The 18,393-nt window shown below is 56.2% G+C and carries 20 protein-coding genes; 13 read left to right on the forward strand and 7 right to left on the reverse strand.

The window, feature by feature from the left end:
• Positions 1–16 precede the first annotated feature (16 nt).
• The 12 genes from argS (at position 17) to tatC (ending at position 10,170) form a co-directional block, all read left to right on the forward strand.
• Positions 17–1,771 carry an arginine--tRNA ligase gene (gene argS, locus ABO_RS11510; protein WP_011589518.1) on the forward strand — a complete coding sequence of 585 codons (1,755 nt, stop codon included), beginning with the start codon at positions 17–19 and terminating at the stop codon, positions 1,769–1,771.
• On the forward strand, positions 1,771–2,409 hold the full coding sequence (locus tag ABO_RS11515; RefSeq protein WP_011589519.1) for an SPOR domain-containing protein: 639 nt from the start codon (positions 1,771–1,773) through the stop codon (positions 2,407–2,409). Before argS ends, ABO_RS11515 begins: the two co-directional genes overlap by 1 nt.
• A gap of 135 nt (positions 2,410–2,544) precedes the next feature.
• Positions 2,545–3,087, forward strand: a complete 543-nt coding sequence (gene hslV, locus ABO_RS11520; RefSeq protein ID WP_007150844.1) for an ATP-dependent protease subunit HslV — start codon at positions 2,545–2,547, stop codon at positions 3,085–3,087.
• A gap of 2 nt (positions 3,088–3,089) precedes the next feature.
• On the forward strand, positions 3,090–4,427 hold the full coding sequence (gene hslU, locus ABO_RS11525; RefSeq protein ID WP_011589520.1) for an ATP-dependent protease ATPase subunit HslU: 1,338 nt from the start codon (positions 3,090–3,092) through the stop codon (positions 4,425–4,427).
• A 107-nt stretch (positions 4,428–4,534) separates the two neighbouring features.
• Positions 4,535–5,230 (forward strand): FFLEELY motif protein, encoded by a 696-nt coding sequence (locus ABO_RS11530; protein ID WP_035459486.1) that lies wholly within the window; start codon positions 4,535–4,537, stop codon positions 5,228–5,230.
• Between the two features lies 1 nt (position 5,231).
• Positions 5,232–5,984 carry a bifunctional demethylmenaquinone methyltransferase/2-methoxy-6-polyprenyl-1,4-benzoquinol methylase UbiE gene (gene ubiE / locus ABO_RS11535; protein ID WP_041705067.1) on the forward strand — a complete coding sequence of 251 codons (753 nt, stop codon included), beginning with the start codon at positions 5,232–5,234 and terminating at the stop codon, positions 5,982–5,984.
• Positions 5,981–6,667: a ubiquinone biosynthesis accessory factor UbiJ gene (locus ABO_RS11540; RefSeq protein ID WP_011589522.1), complete on the forward strand. Its 687-nt coding sequence runs from the start codon at positions 5,981–5,983 to the stop codon at positions 6,665–6,667. Before ubiE ends, ABO_RS11540 begins: the two co-directional genes overlap by 4 nt.
• Positions 6,667–8,271 (forward strand): AarF/UbiB family protein, encoded by a 1,605-nt coding sequence (locus ABO_RS11545; RefSeq protein WP_035459479.1) that lies wholly within the window; start codon positions 6,667–6,669, stop codon positions 8,269–8,271. The genes ABO_RS11540 and ABO_RS11545 overlap by 1 nt, the downstream gene beginning before the upstream one ends.
• Positions 8,272–8,361: 90 nt before the next feature.
• The gene (locus tag ABO_RS11550) at positions 8,362–8,697 is read left to right on the forward strand and encodes a phosphoribosyl-ATP diphosphatase (protein WP_011589524.1); all 336 of its coding nucleotides are present in this window, start codon (positions 8,362–8,364) and stop codon (positions 8,695–8,697) included.
• 41 nt (positions 8,698–8,738) lie between these two features.
• Entirely contained in the window at positions 8,739–8,978 is a 240-nt protein-coding gene (gene tatA, locus ABO_RS11555; RefSeq protein ID WP_011589525.1) for a Sec-independent protein translocase subunit TatA, read from the forward strand.
• Positions 8,979–9,038: 60 nt separating this feature from the next.
• Positions 9,039–9,431 carry a Sec-independent protein translocase protein TatB gene (gene tatB / locus ABO_RS11560; protein WP_011589526.1) on the forward strand — a complete coding sequence of 131 codons (393 nt, stop codon included), beginning with the start codon at positions 9,039–9,041 and terminating at the stop codon, positions 9,429–9,431.
• Positions 9,424–10,170: a twin-arginine translocase subunit TatC gene (gene tatC / locus ABO_RS11565; protein WP_011589527.1), complete on the forward strand. Its 747-nt coding sequence runs from the start codon at positions 9,424–9,426 to the stop codon at positions 10,168–10,170. The genes tatB and tatC overlap by 8 nt, the downstream gene beginning before the upstream one ends.
• A gap of 220 nt (positions 10,171–10,390) precedes the next feature.
• On the opposite strand, the gene ABO_RS11570 is transcribed toward tatC, so the two are convergent.
• The 5 genes from ABO_RS11570 to pip form a co-directional block, all read right to left on the reverse strand.
• Positions 10,391–11,338 carry an alpha/beta hydrolase gene (locus ABO_RS11570; protein WP_011589528.1) on the reverse strand — a complete coding sequence of 316 codons (948 nt, stop codon included), beginning with the start codon at positions 11,336–11,338 and terminating at the stop codon, positions 10,391–10,393.
• A complete protein-coding gene (locus ABO_RS11575; protein ID WP_011589529.1) occupies positions 11,317–13,140 on the reverse strand; it encodes an Lnb N-terminal periplasmic domain-containing protein in 1,824 nt (607 codons plus the stop codon). Before ABO_RS11575 ends, ABO_RS11570 begins: the two co-directional genes overlap by 22 nt.
• A 108-nt stretch (positions 13,141–13,248) precedes the next feature.
• Positions 13,249–13,731 carry a DUF3015 domain-containing protein gene (locus ABO_RS11580; protein WP_011589530.1) on the reverse strand — a complete coding sequence of 161 codons (483 nt, stop codon included), beginning with the start codon at positions 13,729–13,731 and terminating at the stop codon, positions 13,249–13,251.
• Positions 13,732–13,904: 173 nt separating this feature from the next.
• Entirely contained in the window at positions 13,905–14,342 is a 438-nt protein-coding gene (gene dtd / locus ABO_RS11585; RefSeq protein WP_011589531.1) for a D-aminoacyl-tRNA deacylase, read from the reverse strand.
• Complete coding sequence (gene pip / locus ABO_RS11590; RefSeq protein ID WP_011589532.1) at positions 14,339–15,262, reverse strand: prolyl aminopeptidase; 924 nt, start codon at positions 15,260–15,262, stop codon at positions 14,339–14,341. The genes dtd and pip overlap by 4 nt, the downstream gene beginning before the upstream one ends.
• Here pip and ABO_RS14140 point away from each other — a divergent pair.
• Complete coding sequence (locus ABO_RS14140; RefSeq protein ID WP_011589533.1) at positions 15,261–15,635, forward strand: hypothetical protein; 375 nt, start codon at positions 15,261–15,263, stop codon at positions 15,633–15,635. The genes pip and ABO_RS14140 overlap by 2 nt on opposite strands.
• A gap of 96 nt (positions 15,636–15,731) precedes the next feature.
• Here ABO_RS14140 and glnG read toward each other — a convergent pair whose 3' ends face one another.
• Both glnG and glnL read right to left on the reverse strand, forming a co-directional pair.
• Positions 15,732–17,165, reverse strand: a complete 1,434-nt coding sequence (gene glnG, locus ABO_RS11595; protein ID WP_011589534.1) for a nitrogen regulation protein NR(I) — start codon at positions 17,163–17,165, stop codon at positions 15,732–15,734.
• Positions 17,166–17,245: 80 nt separating this feature from the next.
• Positions 17,246–18,349, reverse strand: a complete 1,104-nt coding sequence (glnL, locus tag ABO_RS11600; protein ID WP_011589535.1) for a nitrogen regulation protein NR(II) — start codon at positions 18,347–18,349, stop codon at positions 17,246–17,248.
• Positions 18,350–18,393 lie beyond the last annotated feature (44 nt).

Genomic DNA, 18,393 nt, shown 5'->3' on the forward strand with positions numbered 1-18,393 from the left:
TCCACAAAAGAATGTCATGAAAGAACGCCTGATATCCCTTATTGAAAGCGCCTTGGACACCCTGATCACCGACGGTACTCTGCCCGCTGACGCCAAGCGCCCAGTGCAAATTGACCGCACCCGGGACAAGAGCCACGGTGACTTTGCCACCAATATCGCGCTGATGCTGGCCAAACCCGCCGGCATGAAGCCTCGTGATCTAGCAGAAAAGCTGATCGCCGCTCTGCCCAACGACAGCGCCGTGGCCAAAGTCGACATCGCCGGGCCCGGATTTATCAATTTCTTCCAGGCCGATGACTGGCTCACCGGCCTATTGGATTCCGCCCTGGCCGACGACTTTCTCGGCATTAGCCGGCCAGAGCAGCCCCAAACCGTGGTGGTGGACTACTCCTCACCCAATCTGGCCAAAGAAATGCACGTGGGCCACCTGCGCTCCACCATCATCGGCGACGCCGTGGTGCGTACCCTGGAATTTCTCGGTCACACCGTGATTCGCCAGAATCATGTGGGCGATTGGGGCACCCAGTTCGGCATGCTTCTCGCTTATCTGGAGGAGCAAAAAACCGAAGAAGGTGAGCGCGAGCTGAGCCGTGAACTGGCCAACCTGGAAACGTTCTACCGGGCCGCCAAACAACGCTTCGATGAATCCGACAGCTTCGCCGACCGGGCCCGCGCCCTGGTGGTAAAACTGCAATCCGGCGACGACTACTGCCTGACCCTTTGGGCAGAGTTTAATCAGGTATCGCTAAGCCACTGCCAAGCGATCTACGACCGCTTAGGCGTCAGCCTGACACCGGCAGACGTGCACGGCGAAAGCGCCTACAACGACGACCTGGCGCAAGTGGTGGCAGATCTGGACAGCAAAGGGCTGCTCAGTGAAAGCCAGGGCGCTCAATGTGTGTTTATGGACGCCTTCAAAAACAAGGAAGGCGAACCGCTGCCGGTGATTGTGCGTAAAGCCGACGGCGGCTACCTGTATGCCACCAGCGACTTGGCAGCCCTGCGTTACCGCGCCAGCACCCTGCGGGCTGACCGCATGCTGTACTTTGTCGATCAGCGCCAGGCACTTCATTTCCAACAAATGTTCACCTTGGCAAAACTGGCCGGCTTTGTGCCCGAACAGACCGAGCTGGCCCACATGGGCTTTGGCACCATGAACGGTCCAGATGGCCGCCCATTCAAGACCCGCGACGGTGGCACGGTTAAACTGGTAGACCTACTCGACGAAGCAGAGCAACGGGCCTTTGCCCTAGTGCAAGAAAAGAACCCGCAGCTGGACGACGAAGAATTACGCAACATTGCCCGCTCTGTGGGCATCGGCGCGGTAAAATACGCCGACTTGTCGAAAAACCGCAGCAGCGACTACATCTTCAACTTCGAACAAATGCTCAGCTTTGAAGGTAACACCGCCCCCTACCTGCTTTACGCCTACACTCGTGTAGCCAGCGTATTCCGCAAGGCCGAGCTGGACATGGCTAACGTAAGCGGCGACTTCCTGTTAAACGAAGACGCAGAACACACTCTCGCCGCGCGCCTAGTGCAATTTGGTGAAGTACTGCAGAACGTAGCCGACAAGGGCCAACCGCACCTGCTCAGCGCCTACCTGTACGATGTGGCCGGCCTGTTTTCCAGTTTCTATGAGCATTGCCCCATCCTCAGCAGCGAAGATGAGCGCATTCGGCAAAGCCGCCTTAAGTTGGCCGCCCTCACCGCCCGCACTCTCAAACACGGCATGGAATTGCTGGGCCTGAGCCCACTGGAGCGCATGTAATGGCGAAGAACACCCGGCGCGGCGCCAGCCGCGGCCCTGCCCGCAAAAAGACACCCCAGCGCCAGGTACCCGGCTGGGTGTGGTTGTTTACAGGTCTCATGGTCGGGCTGTTTGTGGCCTTCCTGTTTCACCTGGGAAAAACCCAGATTGAACAGGGCAGCAGCACAGGGGTAACCAACAACGACAAACCCGCCAAAACCAAGGCCGAGCCAAAACCAGGGCCTAAGAATGAATCCGGTGACGACTCACCCAAATTCGACTTCTATGCGGTATTACCCAAGATGGAAGTGATCGTGCCACAGAACGAAACCGACAGTGGCTCACATACCACCAGCAAACCGGATGCCACCAAGAAGCCGACAACAACCCGCAAGCCAGAAGCCGGCACTCGCAATAGCAACGAGAAGTATTTGCTACAGGCGGGCAGCTTTCGCCGCAACGAAGATGCCGATCGCCGTCGAGCCGAGCTAATTCTGAAAGGCTTCGAGGCCAACATTCAGTCAGTCAATCTGGACAGCGGCGACAGCTGGCACCGGGTCATGATTGGCCCCTACAACAACCTTAACGCCATGCACCGCGCCCAGGACCAACTGGCCAGCAACGGCATTGAGACTCTGCCAATCAAAATGAAAAAATAAAGCATCGGGTGCTTGATGCCCAACGCGTGATGCCGCCCCGCGTCGGCATTGGGCATCTGCCATCTCGCTTTCTCTCCTTGAAATCCCCCTGTTGCGCCCATACTTCCTTTGCTACGCGTAAAAAGGAGAATTCCCGTGGAGCAGTATCGCGGTACAACCATTGTTTCTGTTCGTCGAGGCAACAACGTCGTCATCGGTGGCGATGGCCAGGTTAGCCTGGGCAACACTGTCATGAAGGGCAACGCCCGCAAGGTTCGTCGGCTTTTTCATGGCAAAGTCATTGCCGGATTCGCCGGTGGCACCGCCGACGCCTTTACCCTGTTCGAACGTTTCGAAGCCCAGCTGGAAAAGCACCAGGGCCACTTAGTCCGCGCCGCCGTGGAGCTGGCCAAAGACTGGCGTACCGACCGAGCCCTACGCCGGCTGGAAGCCCTGCTGGCAGTCGCCGACAAGGAAAGTTCACTAATTATTACCGGCAACGGCGACGTGATTGAGCCGGAAAAAGATGGCTTGATCGCCATCGGCTCGGGTGGCCCCTTCGCCCAGTCCGCCGCGACTGCCCTGCTGGATAATACCGATCTGCCAGCCCGAGACATCGTCGCCAAGGCGCTCACTATTGCCGGCGATATCTGTATTTACACCAATCACAACCACACCTTCGAAGAGCTGGACGGTTAATCATGGCTTCCCTGACACCCAAAGACATTGTTTCCGAACTCAATCGCCACATCGTCGGTCAGGACGCGGCCAAGAGAGCCGTGGCTCTGGCGCTACGCACCCGTTGGCGTCGCATGCAACTGCCCGAAGAAATGCGTGCCGAAGTGGCGCCCAAAAACATTCTAATGATCGGCCCCACCGGGGTAGGTAAAACTGAAATCGCCCGCCGCTTGGCCAAACTGGCGGATGCCCCCTTCATCAAGGTAGAAGCCACCAAATTTACTGAGGTGGGCTACGTGGGCCGGGATGTGGAGTCCATTATCCGTGACCTGATGGAAGTAGCCATCAAGCTGTTGCGCGACAAGGAAATTGCCCGTGTCGGCAGCCAGGCCGATGACGCTGCGGAAGAGCGCATCCTCGACGCTCTGCTGCCTCCGGCTCGCACCGATGACAGCAGCGCCAACACCGACAACAGCACACGCCAGATCTTCCGCAAGAAGCTGCGCGAAGGCGAGCTGGACGACAAGGAAATCGACGTGGACGTGGCCAGCAACCCGGCCGGCATCGATATCATGGCGCCCCCAGGCATGGAAGAAATGACCAGCCAGCTGCAGCAGATGTTTTCCAAAATGGGCAACAACCAGCAGCGCAAGAGCCAGAAACTCAAAGTTCGCGAAGCCTATCGCCTGATTCGCGACGAAGAGGCCGCCCGCTTCGTCAACGAAGACGAACTAAAAGTGCAGGCCATCGACGCGGTGGAAAACAGCGGCATCGTCTTCATCGATGAAATCGACAAGGTGGCCAAACGCGGCGAAGGCGGCGGTACCGACGTCTCTCGCGAAGGGGTACAGCGCGACCTGCTACCCTTGATCGAAGGCTCCACTGTATCCACAAAATACGGCATGGTGAAAACAGATCACATTCTGTTTATCGCCTCCGGCGCCTTCCATCTGTCTCGCCCCAGCGACCTGATCCCCGAGCTGCAAGGCCGCTTGCCCATCCGCGTAGAGCTAAGCCCGCTGAGCCCGGACGATTTCCAGCGCATCCTCACCGAGCCAAAATGCTCACTCACCGAACAGTACAAGGCGCTACTGGAAACCGAGGGGCTGAATCTGGAGATCACCGACGATTGCATCCGCCGCATTGCGGAAGTGGCTTGGCAGGTCAACGAACGCACCGAGAACATCGGCGCGCGCCGCCTGCACACGGTGCTGGAAAAGCTGCTGGAAGAAATCAGCTTTGACGCCGACTCTCTCGCCACCCAGTATCACGACAAGCCGCTGGTACTGGACGCAGAGGCTGTCGACCGTTACCTGGGAGAGCTGGCCGATGACGAAGATCTGAGCCGGTATATTCTGTAACCGCAGCAGGCACCACGAATCATGTCGCACCCTTTTTAGCGTGCCAGTGTGATGCGTGGTGCCTGCCGGCGTCTCACTTTGCTATTATCCGTGCCGGAGGGAAAACCATGACCGCCGGCCAACAACTACAACACTATCTCGACCGTTTTTTTGCCCTGCGCCAGCATGGCGACGATGCCCTGTTTCTAACCCGACTGCGGCGCCTGCAGAATTGGCAGGCAGAGCGCCTCACGCGCACCCATGCCCACCTTCTCGATGACCCGGTAACCGCCGAGGGAGTCCGTTTCCTTTTAGAAGACGTCTACGGTGGCCGCGAACTACTGCCGGTGGCGCGGGAAGTCCACAGGGCCTTGCCCAAGGCGATGAAACTACTGCCCGACAAGGTCATGGCCACCTCCGCCGCGGCATTGGAAGCCGCCATTCTCACCCAGGAACTTGACGAGGCGGTCACCGACATCCTCGGCGACCAACTCGACCAGCCCATTGATGAAACCATCTACTTGGCTGGATTCCGCCAGCCGACCCACCATGACGACCGTCAGCGGCAGCTACAACTGGTAGCCGAACTGGGTCATCGGCTGGATCGCTATATCCGCTCGCGGATGCTCCACGCCACCTTCAGAATGGTCCGCAAACCGGCCCATGCGGCAGGCTTTGCGAACCTGTATGATTTCATGGATCGCAGTTTCCGAGTGATGAAACCCGTCCCCAGCGTGGGGCTGCTGCTTGAACAGCTGGCCGCCCGGGAAGAAGCCATTATGGGAAAGGTTTTCGCCTGTCACCCATCGCCTTTCGAGAATTGATATGTCCGACGATAACAAGGTCACACACTTCGGCTACCAACAAGTGCCATGGCAGGAAAAGCAACAGAAAGTGGCAGGCGTATTTCGCTCGGTGGCGGGCAAATACGATGTCATGAATGACCTGATCTCCATGGGTAGCCACCGCATTCTCAAGCGCATGACCATTGAGCTCGCGGGCATTCGTCCGGGCCACAAAGTGCTCGACCTTGCTGGCGGCACCGGCGATCTAGCGATCAAATTTTCCCGGCTGGTTGGCGAAACCGGCCAAGTGGTGCTGGCTGATATCAACGACGCGATGCTAGACGTGGGCCGCGACCGCCTGTTCGATGCTGGCTGCAGCCACAACACTCAAGTCACTCAGGTTAACGGCGAGTGCCTGCCGTTCGAAGACAACAGTTTCCACTGCATCACCATTGCCTTCGGCCTGCGCAACATCACCGATAAAGACGCCGCCCTGCGTTCCATGTTGCGGGTCCTGAAACCCGGCGGGCGCCTGCTGGTGCTGGAGTTTTCCACCCCCACCAATAAGCACCTAGCCAAAGCCTACGAGGCCTATTCCTTTGCTGTCTGGCCCAAACTGGGCAAGCTCATCGTCAACGACCCCGACAGCTACCAGTACCTAGCCGAATCCATTCGCATGCACCCAGACCAAGATACCCTACAGGGCATGATGGACAACGCTGGCTTTGCCCGCACCGAATACTTCAACATGATTGGCGGCATCGTGGCCCTGCACAGAGGATTCAAATTTTGAGCCTGAAAGACCAGTCACGCTCTCCCGGGCTGCTCTCTACCACCGCCCTGGCCACCGTGGAGCGAGCCATCAACACGGCCCTGCGATCTGACCCCGCCAGCGCAGAGCGCCTGGCCGTACACGCCGGCCGGCTTATTGCCATTGAGGCCACACTGCCCCCCGTGGCCATCTACGGGTTAATCGTGGAAGACGGCGTGGAGCTCTACCACCGCAGTGATGCCACCCCGGATGTGGCGGTGAAAGGCAGCCCCATGGATCTGGCCTCGCTACTGCTCAACTGGAAAACCCGCCCCGGCGTTATTGGCGGCCCCGTGAATATCAATGGCAACCGTGATTTCCTACAGGAGCTGCAGCAGATTGCCAACGATCTGCAGATCGATTGGGGCGCCATCCTGGAGCCGATTACCGGATCAGAATTGGCACAGCAATTGGATTACAGTGCTCGGCGCCTGTTCGGCTGGGCCAAACAAGCGGCCTCCCGTCTGACCGAGCAGCTAGGCGATTATGTCGGCAACGAATCCGGGCTTACCCCCCGTCGCCGTGACGTTTACGAATTCGGCCAAGACGTGGATGAACTGCGTATGGATGTGGACCGCCTGGACGCTCGCATTCAACGGTTAAGAAGCCGCTCGACTTCCTCATCACCCTCCTCGCCACAGGATTCCGGGAGCTCACCACACTAATGCCGCCGATTACCCGTATGCTGGTGGTGATCCATGTGATCTGCCGCTACCGGCTAATATCCTTGCTTCCCCCACACCCCACCAAGGGGTTATTGCTTATTCTCCAATATCTGGTGCCTGCTAGCTGGCTCGGCACCGGCCACCTAAGCGAAGGGGAGCGTCTACAGAAAGCCCTGGAGCAACTAGGCCCGATTTTCATCAAATTCGGCCAACTGCTGGCCACCCGGCAAGACATGCTGCCGCCGGAGTGGGTCGCCGCCCTTGCCCGTCTGCAAGATCAGGTTGCCCCATTCGACGGCGAGCAGGCCAGGGCCCTGGTGGAAGCCAGCCTGCACCAACCGCTGGATGAAGTATTCCGTGACTTTGATAGTACGCCTATAGCCGCAGCCTCGGTCGCGCAGGTACACGCCGCCACCCTGCACAACGGCCAGCAAGTGGTTGCCAAAGTGCTGCGCCCTACAATCCGCCCGGTGGTGGAAAGGGATCTGAAAGTCATGGCATTCGGTGCACGCTGGCTGGAACGCCTATGGCGTGATGCTCGCTATTTCCGCCCGGTCCGAGTGGTGCAGGACTACCGAGAGATCCTCCTTGGCGAGCTAGATCTGGCCGCCGAAGCGCGCAACAGCGAAACCATGCGCCGGCATTTTCTGTTCAGCCCACTGCTGCACATCCCGGCCATACATCTGGAACTGTCCAGCCCGACCGTAATCATCATGGATCGCATCCATGGTATTCCGGTGAATGATATCGAGCGCATTAAGGCCGCGGGTATCGACCCAAAAGTGCTGGCCGAACGGGGCGTGGAGATTTTCTTCGCCCAGGTATTCCGCTTCAATTTCTTCCACGCAGACATGCACCCGGGAAATATTTTCGTCAACCCGGAACATCCTGAATCGCCCCAGTACATGGCAATAGACGCTGCCATCGCTGGGCGCTTGTCCAAAGACGATTTGAACATCCTCGGGCGCATGGTGTTGGCGGTAATGCGCGAAGACTACAGCGCCCTAGTCGATGCGGTTATTCGCGCCGGCTGGAATACCGCCCCCATCGACCGCTCCCGGTTCGAACGGGCGGTAATCGACATCGTCGAGCCGGTTCGCTCTGCCCAGCTTGACCAGCTGGAATTCGCGCCCCTAGTAATGAAGCTGTTTGATATGGCGCGTACCTACCATATCGAAATGCCGGTGCAGTACATCCTTCTGATGAAAACCTTGGTGCATATCGAAGGGCTGGGGCGCAGCATCTACCCGCAGCTGGATATCTGGAGCACCGGGCGCCCACTGCTGGAAGCGTGGATGCTGGCCGAGTACGGCCCCAGCGCCACCCTGAAGAAACTACAAAACCGCCTACCGGAATGGTCCGCTCAACTTCCAGACATGCCCGACCTGCTGCGCGACGGGCTGGAAAGCCTGCGAAACCTGCCCTACCAGCAAGATCGCCAGGAAGCCCGTTTCGAGCAGCAGCTAGTGCGTCACCGTCAAAAGCTGTTTGCCGGCCTCGTCGCGCTGGGCTGTGCCGGCGCGGCCCTATGGCTGGCCAACCCCTACAGCTGGGCCTTGGGCGGTGCTGCGGCCATTCTGGGCAGCTGGAGCTGGCGCCGCTAGCAACAACACATCAGAAAAAAGAGCCTATGGCCCTTTTACGCACCCTGATAAACTCATCCCCCTGCCGGGTTGGGCAATAAGGAATACACTATGTCAGACATACTCAGTGAGCTGCATCAGGTTCTGGAGTCACGCAAGGGCGCCAATCCGGACAGCTCCTATGTGGCCAGCCTGTATGCCAAGGGCCTCAACAAAATCCTGGAAAAAGTCGGCGAAGAAGCGATAGAAACCATCCTTGCGGCCCGAGATGCGGAAGTCAGCGGCGAGCATCAGGCACTGATCAGCGAAACTGCCGATTTATGGTTCCACTCCCTGGTAATGTTGGCCAAACTGGGCGAACACCCAGACAAAGTCCTGGCAGAACTACAACGACGTTTTGGCCTGTCCGGCCATGATGAGAAAGCCGCACGCAGCGGTAAGCACTAACGTAGCTAACGCGGCCCTTAACTTTTTCGGAGAGAAATTCCATGTTTTCCGGTATCAGCATTTGGCAGCTATTGATTCTCCTGGCCATCGTGGTCCTGTTATTCGGCACGAAAAAACTACGCAACATCGGCGGTGATTTGGGCGGCGCGGTGAAAGGCTTCAAAAGCGCCATGAAAGATGGCGAAGACGAGCAGGACCATAAACGCTTGGCTGACGACGATCAGCCCCAGAATAAGCAAGACGCCGAGCAAAAAGCCGAACAGGAAAAGGACAAAGCCTGATAGCTGCCGCCCATTACCGGCGGCACAGCCTAGGCAAGATCCTGCCAAACCGAGGATACGATGTTCGATATCGGCTTTACCGAACTCACCCTGATTTTCATTATTGGCCTAGTGGTACTGGGGCCGGAGCGGCTCCCTACCGTCGCCCGAACCCTCGGTCACTGGATCGGCCGTGCCCGCTCCACGCTCAATCATCTAAAAAGCGAGCTGGAACGTGAAACCATCACCCAAGATATGCAAGAGCGTATGGAAAAACAGATGCGCCAGATGGGGCTGGATGAAGACAGCATCCGTGAGGCCAAAGACAGCCTACTGAGCCCGGAGCAGATCGCTCGCTCACGAACCCCTCGCGACAAGCCCCTATCGGCCGCGCTGAATAACGACGAAAGTCCCAGCGACAAAGATAGCGCCGATAAAAATAACCATGACCAGGATTCCCGCCGCCATGACTGATGCCAGCAATGACGCCGGCCAGCCGCTGATTGCCCATCTGTTGGAGCTGCGCAACCGCCTACTCAAGGCCATGGTGGTTATTTTTATCGTCTTCCTTTGCCTGTTCACGTTTTCCCGTGAACTCTATACCCTGGTGGCAAAACCACTAATGGACGCCATGCCATCCGGCACCAACATGATAGCCACTGGCGTGGCTTCGCCTTTTCTGGCCCCATTCAAGCTAACACTGTATTTAAGCGTGTTTGCTGCCATGCCGTTCTTATTGCATCAGGCTTGGGCTTTCGTGGCACCGGGCCTATACAAGCATGAAAAGAAATTGGCGATTCCCTTGTTAACCAGCAGCGTGCTGCTGTTCTACGGTGGCGCGGCCTTCGCCTATTTCGTGGTATTTCCGTTGATGTTTCAATTCTTCACGGCCATTGCTCCGGAAGGCGTGGCTGTGACCACCGACATCAGTAGCTATCTGGATTTTGTGCTGGCGTTATTTCTGGCGTTCGGGCTAGCCTTTGAACTACCCATCGCCATCGTACTGCTGGTGAGCACTGGCGCCACCACGGTGGAAAAGCTAAGCAAGGCTCGCGCCTATGTGGTGGTGGGCTGTTTCGTTATCGGCATGCTGCTGACACCACCGGATATCATCAGCCAGACACTGCTGGCGATCCCCATGTGGTTTCTTTTCGAGATGGGCCTGCTCGCAGCCCGAATGATAAAAAAACAAGCATCGGCCCCGCCAGAGTAAAGCCATCCAACACAGCGCGTGCTGGGTGCTGGGTGCTGGGTGCTGGGTGCTGGGTGCTGGTGCAGACCGTATTTAGCCCCCGCCTAGCCAACGTCACAAAAAACTCGAGGGTGTAAATCGGTCCTCAGAATGTGAGACGATAATGATGCTGGCTGGCCTGCGAGCATCTCGAAAACCCTCGCCATTCACTACGCGCAACACGTTTTTTTCAAACGCAAGACTAGAACCGATACCCTTTGTCGGGAGCGGGAAGAGGCACAAACAACTCCGGGGGAGATTCATCGTCTGATGGCGCCACCGGCTGTTCGACTTCCGCCACCTTAGCGGCACAATTATTATCCTGCATAAAATCCACCAACCGCTGCTGCACCGCCGGGTCACGAGAGCTTTCGGTATGGCCTCCACGCAGTTTTTGGAAGGTTTTGGGTTGCTGTGCGGCCGCATAAAGCCGCTCACCGTGAGCATAGGGAATCACGGGGTCGTCCACGCTATGCATCACCAACAAAGGCGTTGGCTTAATGCCGGCCACTCGTACTTCCGGGTCCAGTTCGCGATCAGGCATTGCAGGGACCACCATCCAACGTAATGGCCACAGCAGCCAACTACGTTTCATTACATCGCTGGTAATATCTCGGTAACTGGCAAACGCGGCTTCCAGGATCACACAGTCCGCCGCACCAGCGTTGCCTTTTTCACCCAAAACGCTAGCGACCATGGAAGCGCCCAGGCTCTGCCCGAACACGACCAACGGCGCACCCTCCGTGCGTTTGGCATGGCGTAGCCAATCCAGGCCCAACTGCACATCATCGAGCGCTTCCGGCAAACGCGGCTTGCCTTCCGACAACCCATAACCTCGGTAATCCAGCAAAAATACGTTATAGCCCTGCGCCGGCAGCCACTGCACGTTGGCCAAGTGAGTGCTGATATTCTGGGCATTACCGTGCAGGAAATAGACCGTGCCACGGGCTGGGGCATCATTGGCCGCCGGCAACCACCAGCCATGAATACGCATACCGCGCGGGTGTATCAGCACAATATCCTCGTACTCCAGCCCTTGGTTTTCTGGGTTCTGCACCCACGCAGACATGGGGTAGAAAAACAGCTTGCTACACCCTACCAGCAGCAGGCTCAGCAGAAGCGCTGTGCTTAATCGTAATACCATCGCCATTGGAGTTTGAACTCATCATCATAACCGCCCCTGCGGTTCTCACGCGCAAGAGAAGCGCGCAAGCCATGCTGGCGGGTCATTGCCCACTGCACCGCAAACTGGGAGGTGTATCGATATTCATCGTTGGTGAAATAGTGCCCCACTCCGCCTAACTGCCACTGCCAGTCGCCACGGTGATAAACAATACCCGTGTCTAGACCGGCCCCCGGGGTCAGGAAGGTGCCGAACTCGCTATTATTCTCCATTCGCACGCTGGTTAACAGATACGGCTGCCAGTTCCTCCACAGCCAGCTTCCGCCAGCACCTCCTTGCATATAGCGCACCAACCGGCGACGCCCCGCCCAAGTCCGCTCCAAACCTCCCTCTACATACCAGCTTAATGGCTTCATGAAGCGATTTCGTGGCGCTAGGGACCGAATACTGACCACATCCAGCTCTTCCAATTTGACCTGGCCAGACTCAGTGCTGCGCAGAGTCATATCCAACCCTTCGATCTGTGCGCCACGCAGGAAGCCGTATTGGTTGTCGAGCAAATCATGGTAGGTCAACCGGTAGGTCAGCTCACCAAAATCCAGCTCACCTTCACGTTGGCCACCGCTAACGCCCAACATCTGGGTGCCATGCCCCTTTTCCGGTGGCTCGGGGTGCTCGGTTTCGGGTACCGGCACTGCCGGCAGACTATTGATTAGAGTCAGCAGCGTAAACGAGCGTTTCGCCACCGCTGGCGTTCGCTGTTCCTTGCGGTGGGTAAGCCTGATGTAGCGATAAGCCACCGCCGCCATAATCGCTCGTGTTTCTGCAGGTTCAGCCAAAAAAGCTGACGACTTGGCCAGGCCGGGATCATCGGCCAGCGCTCTTGCCAGTTTTTGCTGGGAAGCATTGAGCTGCAGACGCAGATTATCCAGCTCAACGGACTTGGAAGGCCGATAATACCGGCGGCTAATGATCTCCCGCTCATCCAGCGCTCGCACTGTGTTGACAGGCACTTCGGCAAACCTCAACTCACTTAACAACCCGGAGCCCGGGCGTGCCACTTCCACCAGCTCAAGCAAACGAAATGAGCAATTCTCATCAAAGAAGTAGTAATCAAAATTGATCTCTTTGAGTTCCCAGAGATGATCGATCAGCCAGTCGATTTCAGACTGATCCAGATCCAGGGTGTATTCCCACATATCCCGGTTTTCCATGTGCGAATATTCCTGAATTTTCTGCACATAGGGCACCAGCGCAAAGCGACCCGGATAACCGCCCGCCAAACCGCGATAAATATAGAAAAAAGAGTTATCGGAGTCGGATGAAACCGCCCCGAAATTGACAGCCCATGACAACCAGACGGCACTGTCTTCGCCCTGATCCAGTCGCAGCAAGGTATGCCCAAACATGGATGAAGGGCTATTCAAATAAGCGGCAGGAAAAACCAACACCGCACGGTTAGCATGAATCGCATCCCGCCATTCATTGTAATCATCGCAGTGTGAAAACGGCGACTCATTCTGCCAACCCAGTTTTTCGGATAAGAAACGATAACGCGCAGGGAAACGGCATCGCGCAGGCGCCCCGGCTGGGCGAAGAGCCTGCTCAGTCGCTTCCAGCTCCGCTAGCGGATCTATCTTCCCTGAGTCAGCCAAAAAAAAGCGGTCGTCATCCACGTAACTCTGGTGCTTGTCACGCAGGGTAGCACCAGGATTGATATGCAATAACGCCTGCCAGCGGGGCATGTCTGCCAGCGTAGAAAAGGAAGAAGTTGCAGCAAACGCCGGCACAAACCAGCACAGCAGCACACAGAAAAGGCCAGTGCGCATCCGGATTCATCCGTCTAAATTAGCAAGCTGACAAGAATGTCAGAAAAGAAGGATCAGAAAAACGAAACCCCGCCAAAAGCGGGGTTCTGTCTCGGTCTTTTTGGCCGATTATGCCAAGTACTTGGACAGCGCTTGGTCTTGCTGCATCACCTCGGTAATGCTGGCCATGACTTCAGCAGCAGTCACGTCCTGGTTCGGGAAAATTGCCGCGAAGTTGTCATGCATCAACGCATTAAAACGTGCACGATCTTCAGTCTGAATACCCATAGAAACAGACAGCGCGGTCAGGGCTTCGCCTTCACCGGTAGCCATGTCCTGAGCCACTTCTTCCATCACGCCAGTCATACCCAGCAGGCTCTGGCCACTATAGGTCAGAGAGCCATTGGTATCACAACCGTTAGTACCAGAAGTCATGCCGAAGGTAGCATTACCCGATGTACCATTCACAGTAGTAGCGAGAAAGTGTACTGGCATGCCGGATTTGCCTTCAAACAGCATGTTGCCCCAACCACAGCCCGGACCACCCGGTGCAACAGCCATGGCAGATGTTGAAGCGCCCAGCAGCGCAGCAGCGATAAGTGTTTTTTTCATCCTGAATTCCTCCAAGTTTTTATGTGTCTTCCTTGGGGATGCGGCGATCATGCTGACCGGCCACAACGACCGTCGACACTATGCCGACAACGCGTTCCCCGTTACCATTTTGAGGCAACTCAATTCATCATAAACAAGGGAGACGGCTTTGCAACAAGCGGATCCATAATAAATCACATCTCAAGCATAAAGGTAACAGGGCCATCATTAACCAAAGAAACCTGCATCTCAGCGGCAAAAACCCCTGTGGCCACAGGCAGACCATGAGCCTTCAATTGTGCTACACAGTGCTCGTATAATGGCCTTGCCAAAACGGGATCTGCCGCACTACTAAAACTCGGCCTACGCCCCTTTCGAGTATCCGCAACGAGAGTAAACTGAGAAATAGCCAGTAACGCCCCACCCGCATCGCGCACATCCCAATTCATTTTCCCTCGCTCGTCCGCAAAAACTCTATAGCCAATGATGCGTTCAACCATCCTGTCCACTAAAGCGGTGTCATCGTGCTTTTCTATACCAATGAACAATAACAAACCATTATCAATCGCCCCCACGGTTCTACCGCTCACATCCACATGGGCTTCACTAACTCGCTGCATTAATACTTTCACTGCTTCGCCCTCCGATCCAGTCGGGTTACCGCGTTAACCAGAGCCTGCGCCACCCCCGGATCCATGGAAGAGTGTCCACCCCTGTCAACCCAATTAAGCTCGCTATTGGGCAACACTTGATGCAATGCTAGTGCTTGCTCCGGCGGACAGACGAAATCCCTGCGCCCATGCACAATTTCCACCGGCACCTGGCTCCCTGCACAGACCTCTAACAAGGGGCGCTCAATAAAACCGCCGGCAAGAAAATAATGGGTTTCTTGCCTCGCCATGCACAGCTCGCCATCACTACCCGCCCCAGGCGGCTGGGTGGGCATCAGGGCTAGTGTCGATTCCCAGTTACACCATGCCCGCGCATAGCGATGCGCATCATCCCCCTGTAGTCCCTGATAATAACGTTCAAGCAAATGGCCACTGCCGGGAGGCGCTTGCTGCTCCAGCGCTTGCCAGGCTTCCGGGAACAAACGCGCAGCACCTTTGCTAGTGTAGAGCCAGTCTAAGTCCCGCTCTCGACAAAGAAAAATACCCCGCAGCACCATTGCCGTAATGTACTGCGGGAACGCCGCCAAATACGCAAGTGCCAGTGTTGCTCCCCAGGAGCCACCAAACACCATCCAACGCTCAATATGTAACGCTTGGCGAATCTTTTCGAGATCCAATAGCAAATGGCTCAAGGTATTATTATCGATAGAACCCAGCGGCCGGCTTTGACCGGAACCACGCTGATCAAACAGAATCATGCGAAATTTTTGCGGATCAAAAAAACGCCGCAACGCTGGGGAGCAACCGCCACCAGGCCCACCATGCAGCACGACAACCGGGCTGCCCTGTGGATTGCCGCTTTCCTCCACATACAGTTGATGCCCCTCGCCTACGGGAAGATAAAACTGCCGGTTAGCATCCAAATAAGGGAATAACGCCATGATGGAAGTTCTGAGAAAAAGAAGGGGTTTAGCATACCTGTTGCTAGTACTGCTGCAAGGTCTGCTGGCCGCCTGTGACAACGCTCTACCAGAGCAGGCCATCAGCAAAGCACTGGCAGAGATAAAAAAGGGCATTGAAGAAGGCGACACCAGCACAATAATGGGCCTAGTGGCCGATAACATTACCGTGGAGCGACGCGGGCGAACGCTGAGCCGCAAGGAAATTCAACGCACCCTAGTCGATTTTTTTCCGCTACCCAAACCGCAACATCTCATTCACACGCATCAATATTGCACTGGACCTGGTGACACAGGAGCAAGCACGCGTACAATTTACCGTGCTGCCCTGGGGTGGAAAAAATGTGTTTCCTGAGGATGCCGAGAGCTACCAAATGGACAGTCACTGGCAGCTGAACGGCGGCTGGAAAATAAAAAACCTGAAGACCGGCACATAATATGTGTCCGTTTTTTAGTCCTCATCATTCCCCTGAAGCTGACTTTCCATGTCCAGCTCTTTAATCTTACGCGTCAGCGTATTTCGACCCCAACCCAACAGCGCCGCTGCGTCGCGTTTACGACCACCGGTATGCTGTAAAGCCACTTCGATCATGGTGCGCTCAAAACCGGGCACGGCCTGTTCAAGAATATTTCGCTCACCCTGAGACAACGCACGGTCGGCCCAGTTGCGCAAAGACTTGAGCCAGTCACCACTAATATCGGCGCCTTTCGCTGGGCCAGTCTCTTTCAACTCTGGCGGAAGATCATCCACGAGTACTTCTCGACCAGAAGCCATCACGGTTAACCAACGGCAGGTATTTTCCAGCTGCCGCACGTTGCCCGGCCAAGCCTGAGCAGCAAGATATTTTTCCGTGTCCTTATGAAGAATTTTCGGCTCTACCCCCAATTCACTTCCCGCTCGCTGAAGGAAATAATTGGCTAATCGCGGGATGTCCTCGCGGCGCTCGGCCATGCGGGGAATATGAATGCGGATAACGTTTAAGCGATGAAATAGATCCTCACGGAAGTCGCCATCCTTCACCAGTTTTTCCAGATCTTGGTGGGTGGCGGCGATTATGCGTACATCCACGTGGATCGGCGTGGTTCCGCCGACGCGGTAGAATTCACTTTCCTGCAGTACCCGCAACAAACGTGTTTGAGCCTCCAGTGGCATATCCCCGATTTCGTCGAGAAACAGGGTGCCTCCGTTAGCCTGTTCAAAACGGCCCACCCGCTGATTGTTAGCGCCAGTAAAAGCGCCTTTTTCATGGCCAAACAGCTCTGATTCGATCAGGTCCTTGGGAATAGCCGCCATATTCAAGGCGACGAAATTCTTTTCCCGTCGTAAGGAATGACGATGCAAGGCGCGGGCAACCAGCTCTTTACCGGTACCGGACTGTCCATTAATCAGCACCGTCACGTTGGAATGGCTGAGCCTACCGATGGCACGAAAGACTTCCTGCATGGCCGGCGCTTCACCAATAATTTCGGTGGGCGCTTCTTCTATCGGTTCAGGAAAATCGCCACGGGATTCTTCCCGGTGCTTGATCGCTCTACGTACCAACGCCACCGCTTCATCCACATCAAACGGCTTGGGCAAGTATTCAAACGCGCCACCCTGGTAGGAAGCCACAGCGGAATCCAGATCGGAGTGAGCGGTCATGATGATTACCGGCAAGTCTGGGTTTTTACGCTGCAGGATTTTCAGCATCCGCAAACCGTCAGTGCCCGGCATGCGCACATCACTGATAAGCACTTCTGGCTCCTGCCCTCCCTGCTCCAGGGTGTTGAGCGCCTCATCCGCATCCTCAAAGCAGGTCACCGCATAGCCTTCCTGGCCCAGCGCCTTTTCCAACACCCAGCGAATCGAGCGGTCATCATCCACAACCCAAATACTGACACTCATGACCTGCTACTCCTGTAATTTCTATCACCTCCGCACTAGCGGCCGGCGTGTATGACAACAATCTGATCACAGCCGCGCAATTACGCTGTGTTGGTTTCATCCAGCTGCTCCATGGGCAGCAAAATGCTGAATACAGTTTGGCCTGGCTGGCTTTCGCATTCGATCAGCCCTTGGTGCTGACTAATAATGGATTGCGCAATGGACAAGCCCAGCCCCGTGCCATTAGCACGGCCACTAACCATGGGATAGAACATCGTCTCCTGTACCTCTTCGGTGATCCCCGGACCGTTATCGATAATATCCATGCGTAGCACCAGTCGATGACGCTGTGCACCGATGGTGAACTGCCGCAACACACGGGTACGCATAGTGATACGAGGCTCAGGAGTCTGTGACTCCAGCAACGCCTGGGAGGCATTGCGAATAAGGTTGAGCAACACTTGAATTAGCTGATCTCGATCGGCAATCACATCCGGCAAACTAATATCGTAATCTCGCCAGATAGCTATCCCTTTGGGGTATTCCGCCAGCAGCAACTGACGCACATGCTCGAGGCACTCGTGCACATTCACTGCCCGGAACTCGGGGGGTTTACGCGGGCCAAGCATGCGATCCGCTACCGAACGCAACCGATCGGCTTCATCGATAATAACTCTGGTGTATTCAGTCAGGTCCGGACTCGGCAGTGCCCGCTCCAACAACTGGGCGGCACCACGAATCCCTCCCAGCGGATTTTTGATTTCGTGGGCCACGCCACGCACCAGAGCCCGGGTGGCTTGGTGGGCATGAATCAACGCTTCTTCACGACCAATGCGTAACAGGCGATCCAGCGACTGCATCTCCATCAACAAACACAGCGGTTGTCCCGGGTCGTTGATGGGGCTGACCGAGTAATCCACCACAATTTCGTGGCCCGGTGCCACCGACAACCGTGCTTCACGCTGGGTAAACGGGTGCTCTTCATCAATGCACTGCTGAATAGCCAGGCGCGCTTCTTCATCGTCGAAAAAATAATCAGGCAAAGGCTGGTCCAGCGCACGGCTCGCGCTGGTGGCCAGCAGCATTTCCGCCGCGGGGTTCAGGTAGCGCACACACAGGGCTTCGTCCAGCATGATCACCGCAGTACGCAGGTGATCCAGTAGTCGTTTGTGCAACGTAATGTCACTCATCAAAAATTGGCCCATAACAGGGCATAAGCAATTATCAGGCCATCTGCTCAGTCGCCATA

Source organism: Alcanivorax borkumensis SK2 (assembly GCF_000009365.1).
Classification (GTDB): Bacteria; Pseudomonadota; Gammaproteobacteria; order Pseudomonadales; family Alcanivoracaceae; genus Alcanivorax; species Alcanivorax borkumensis.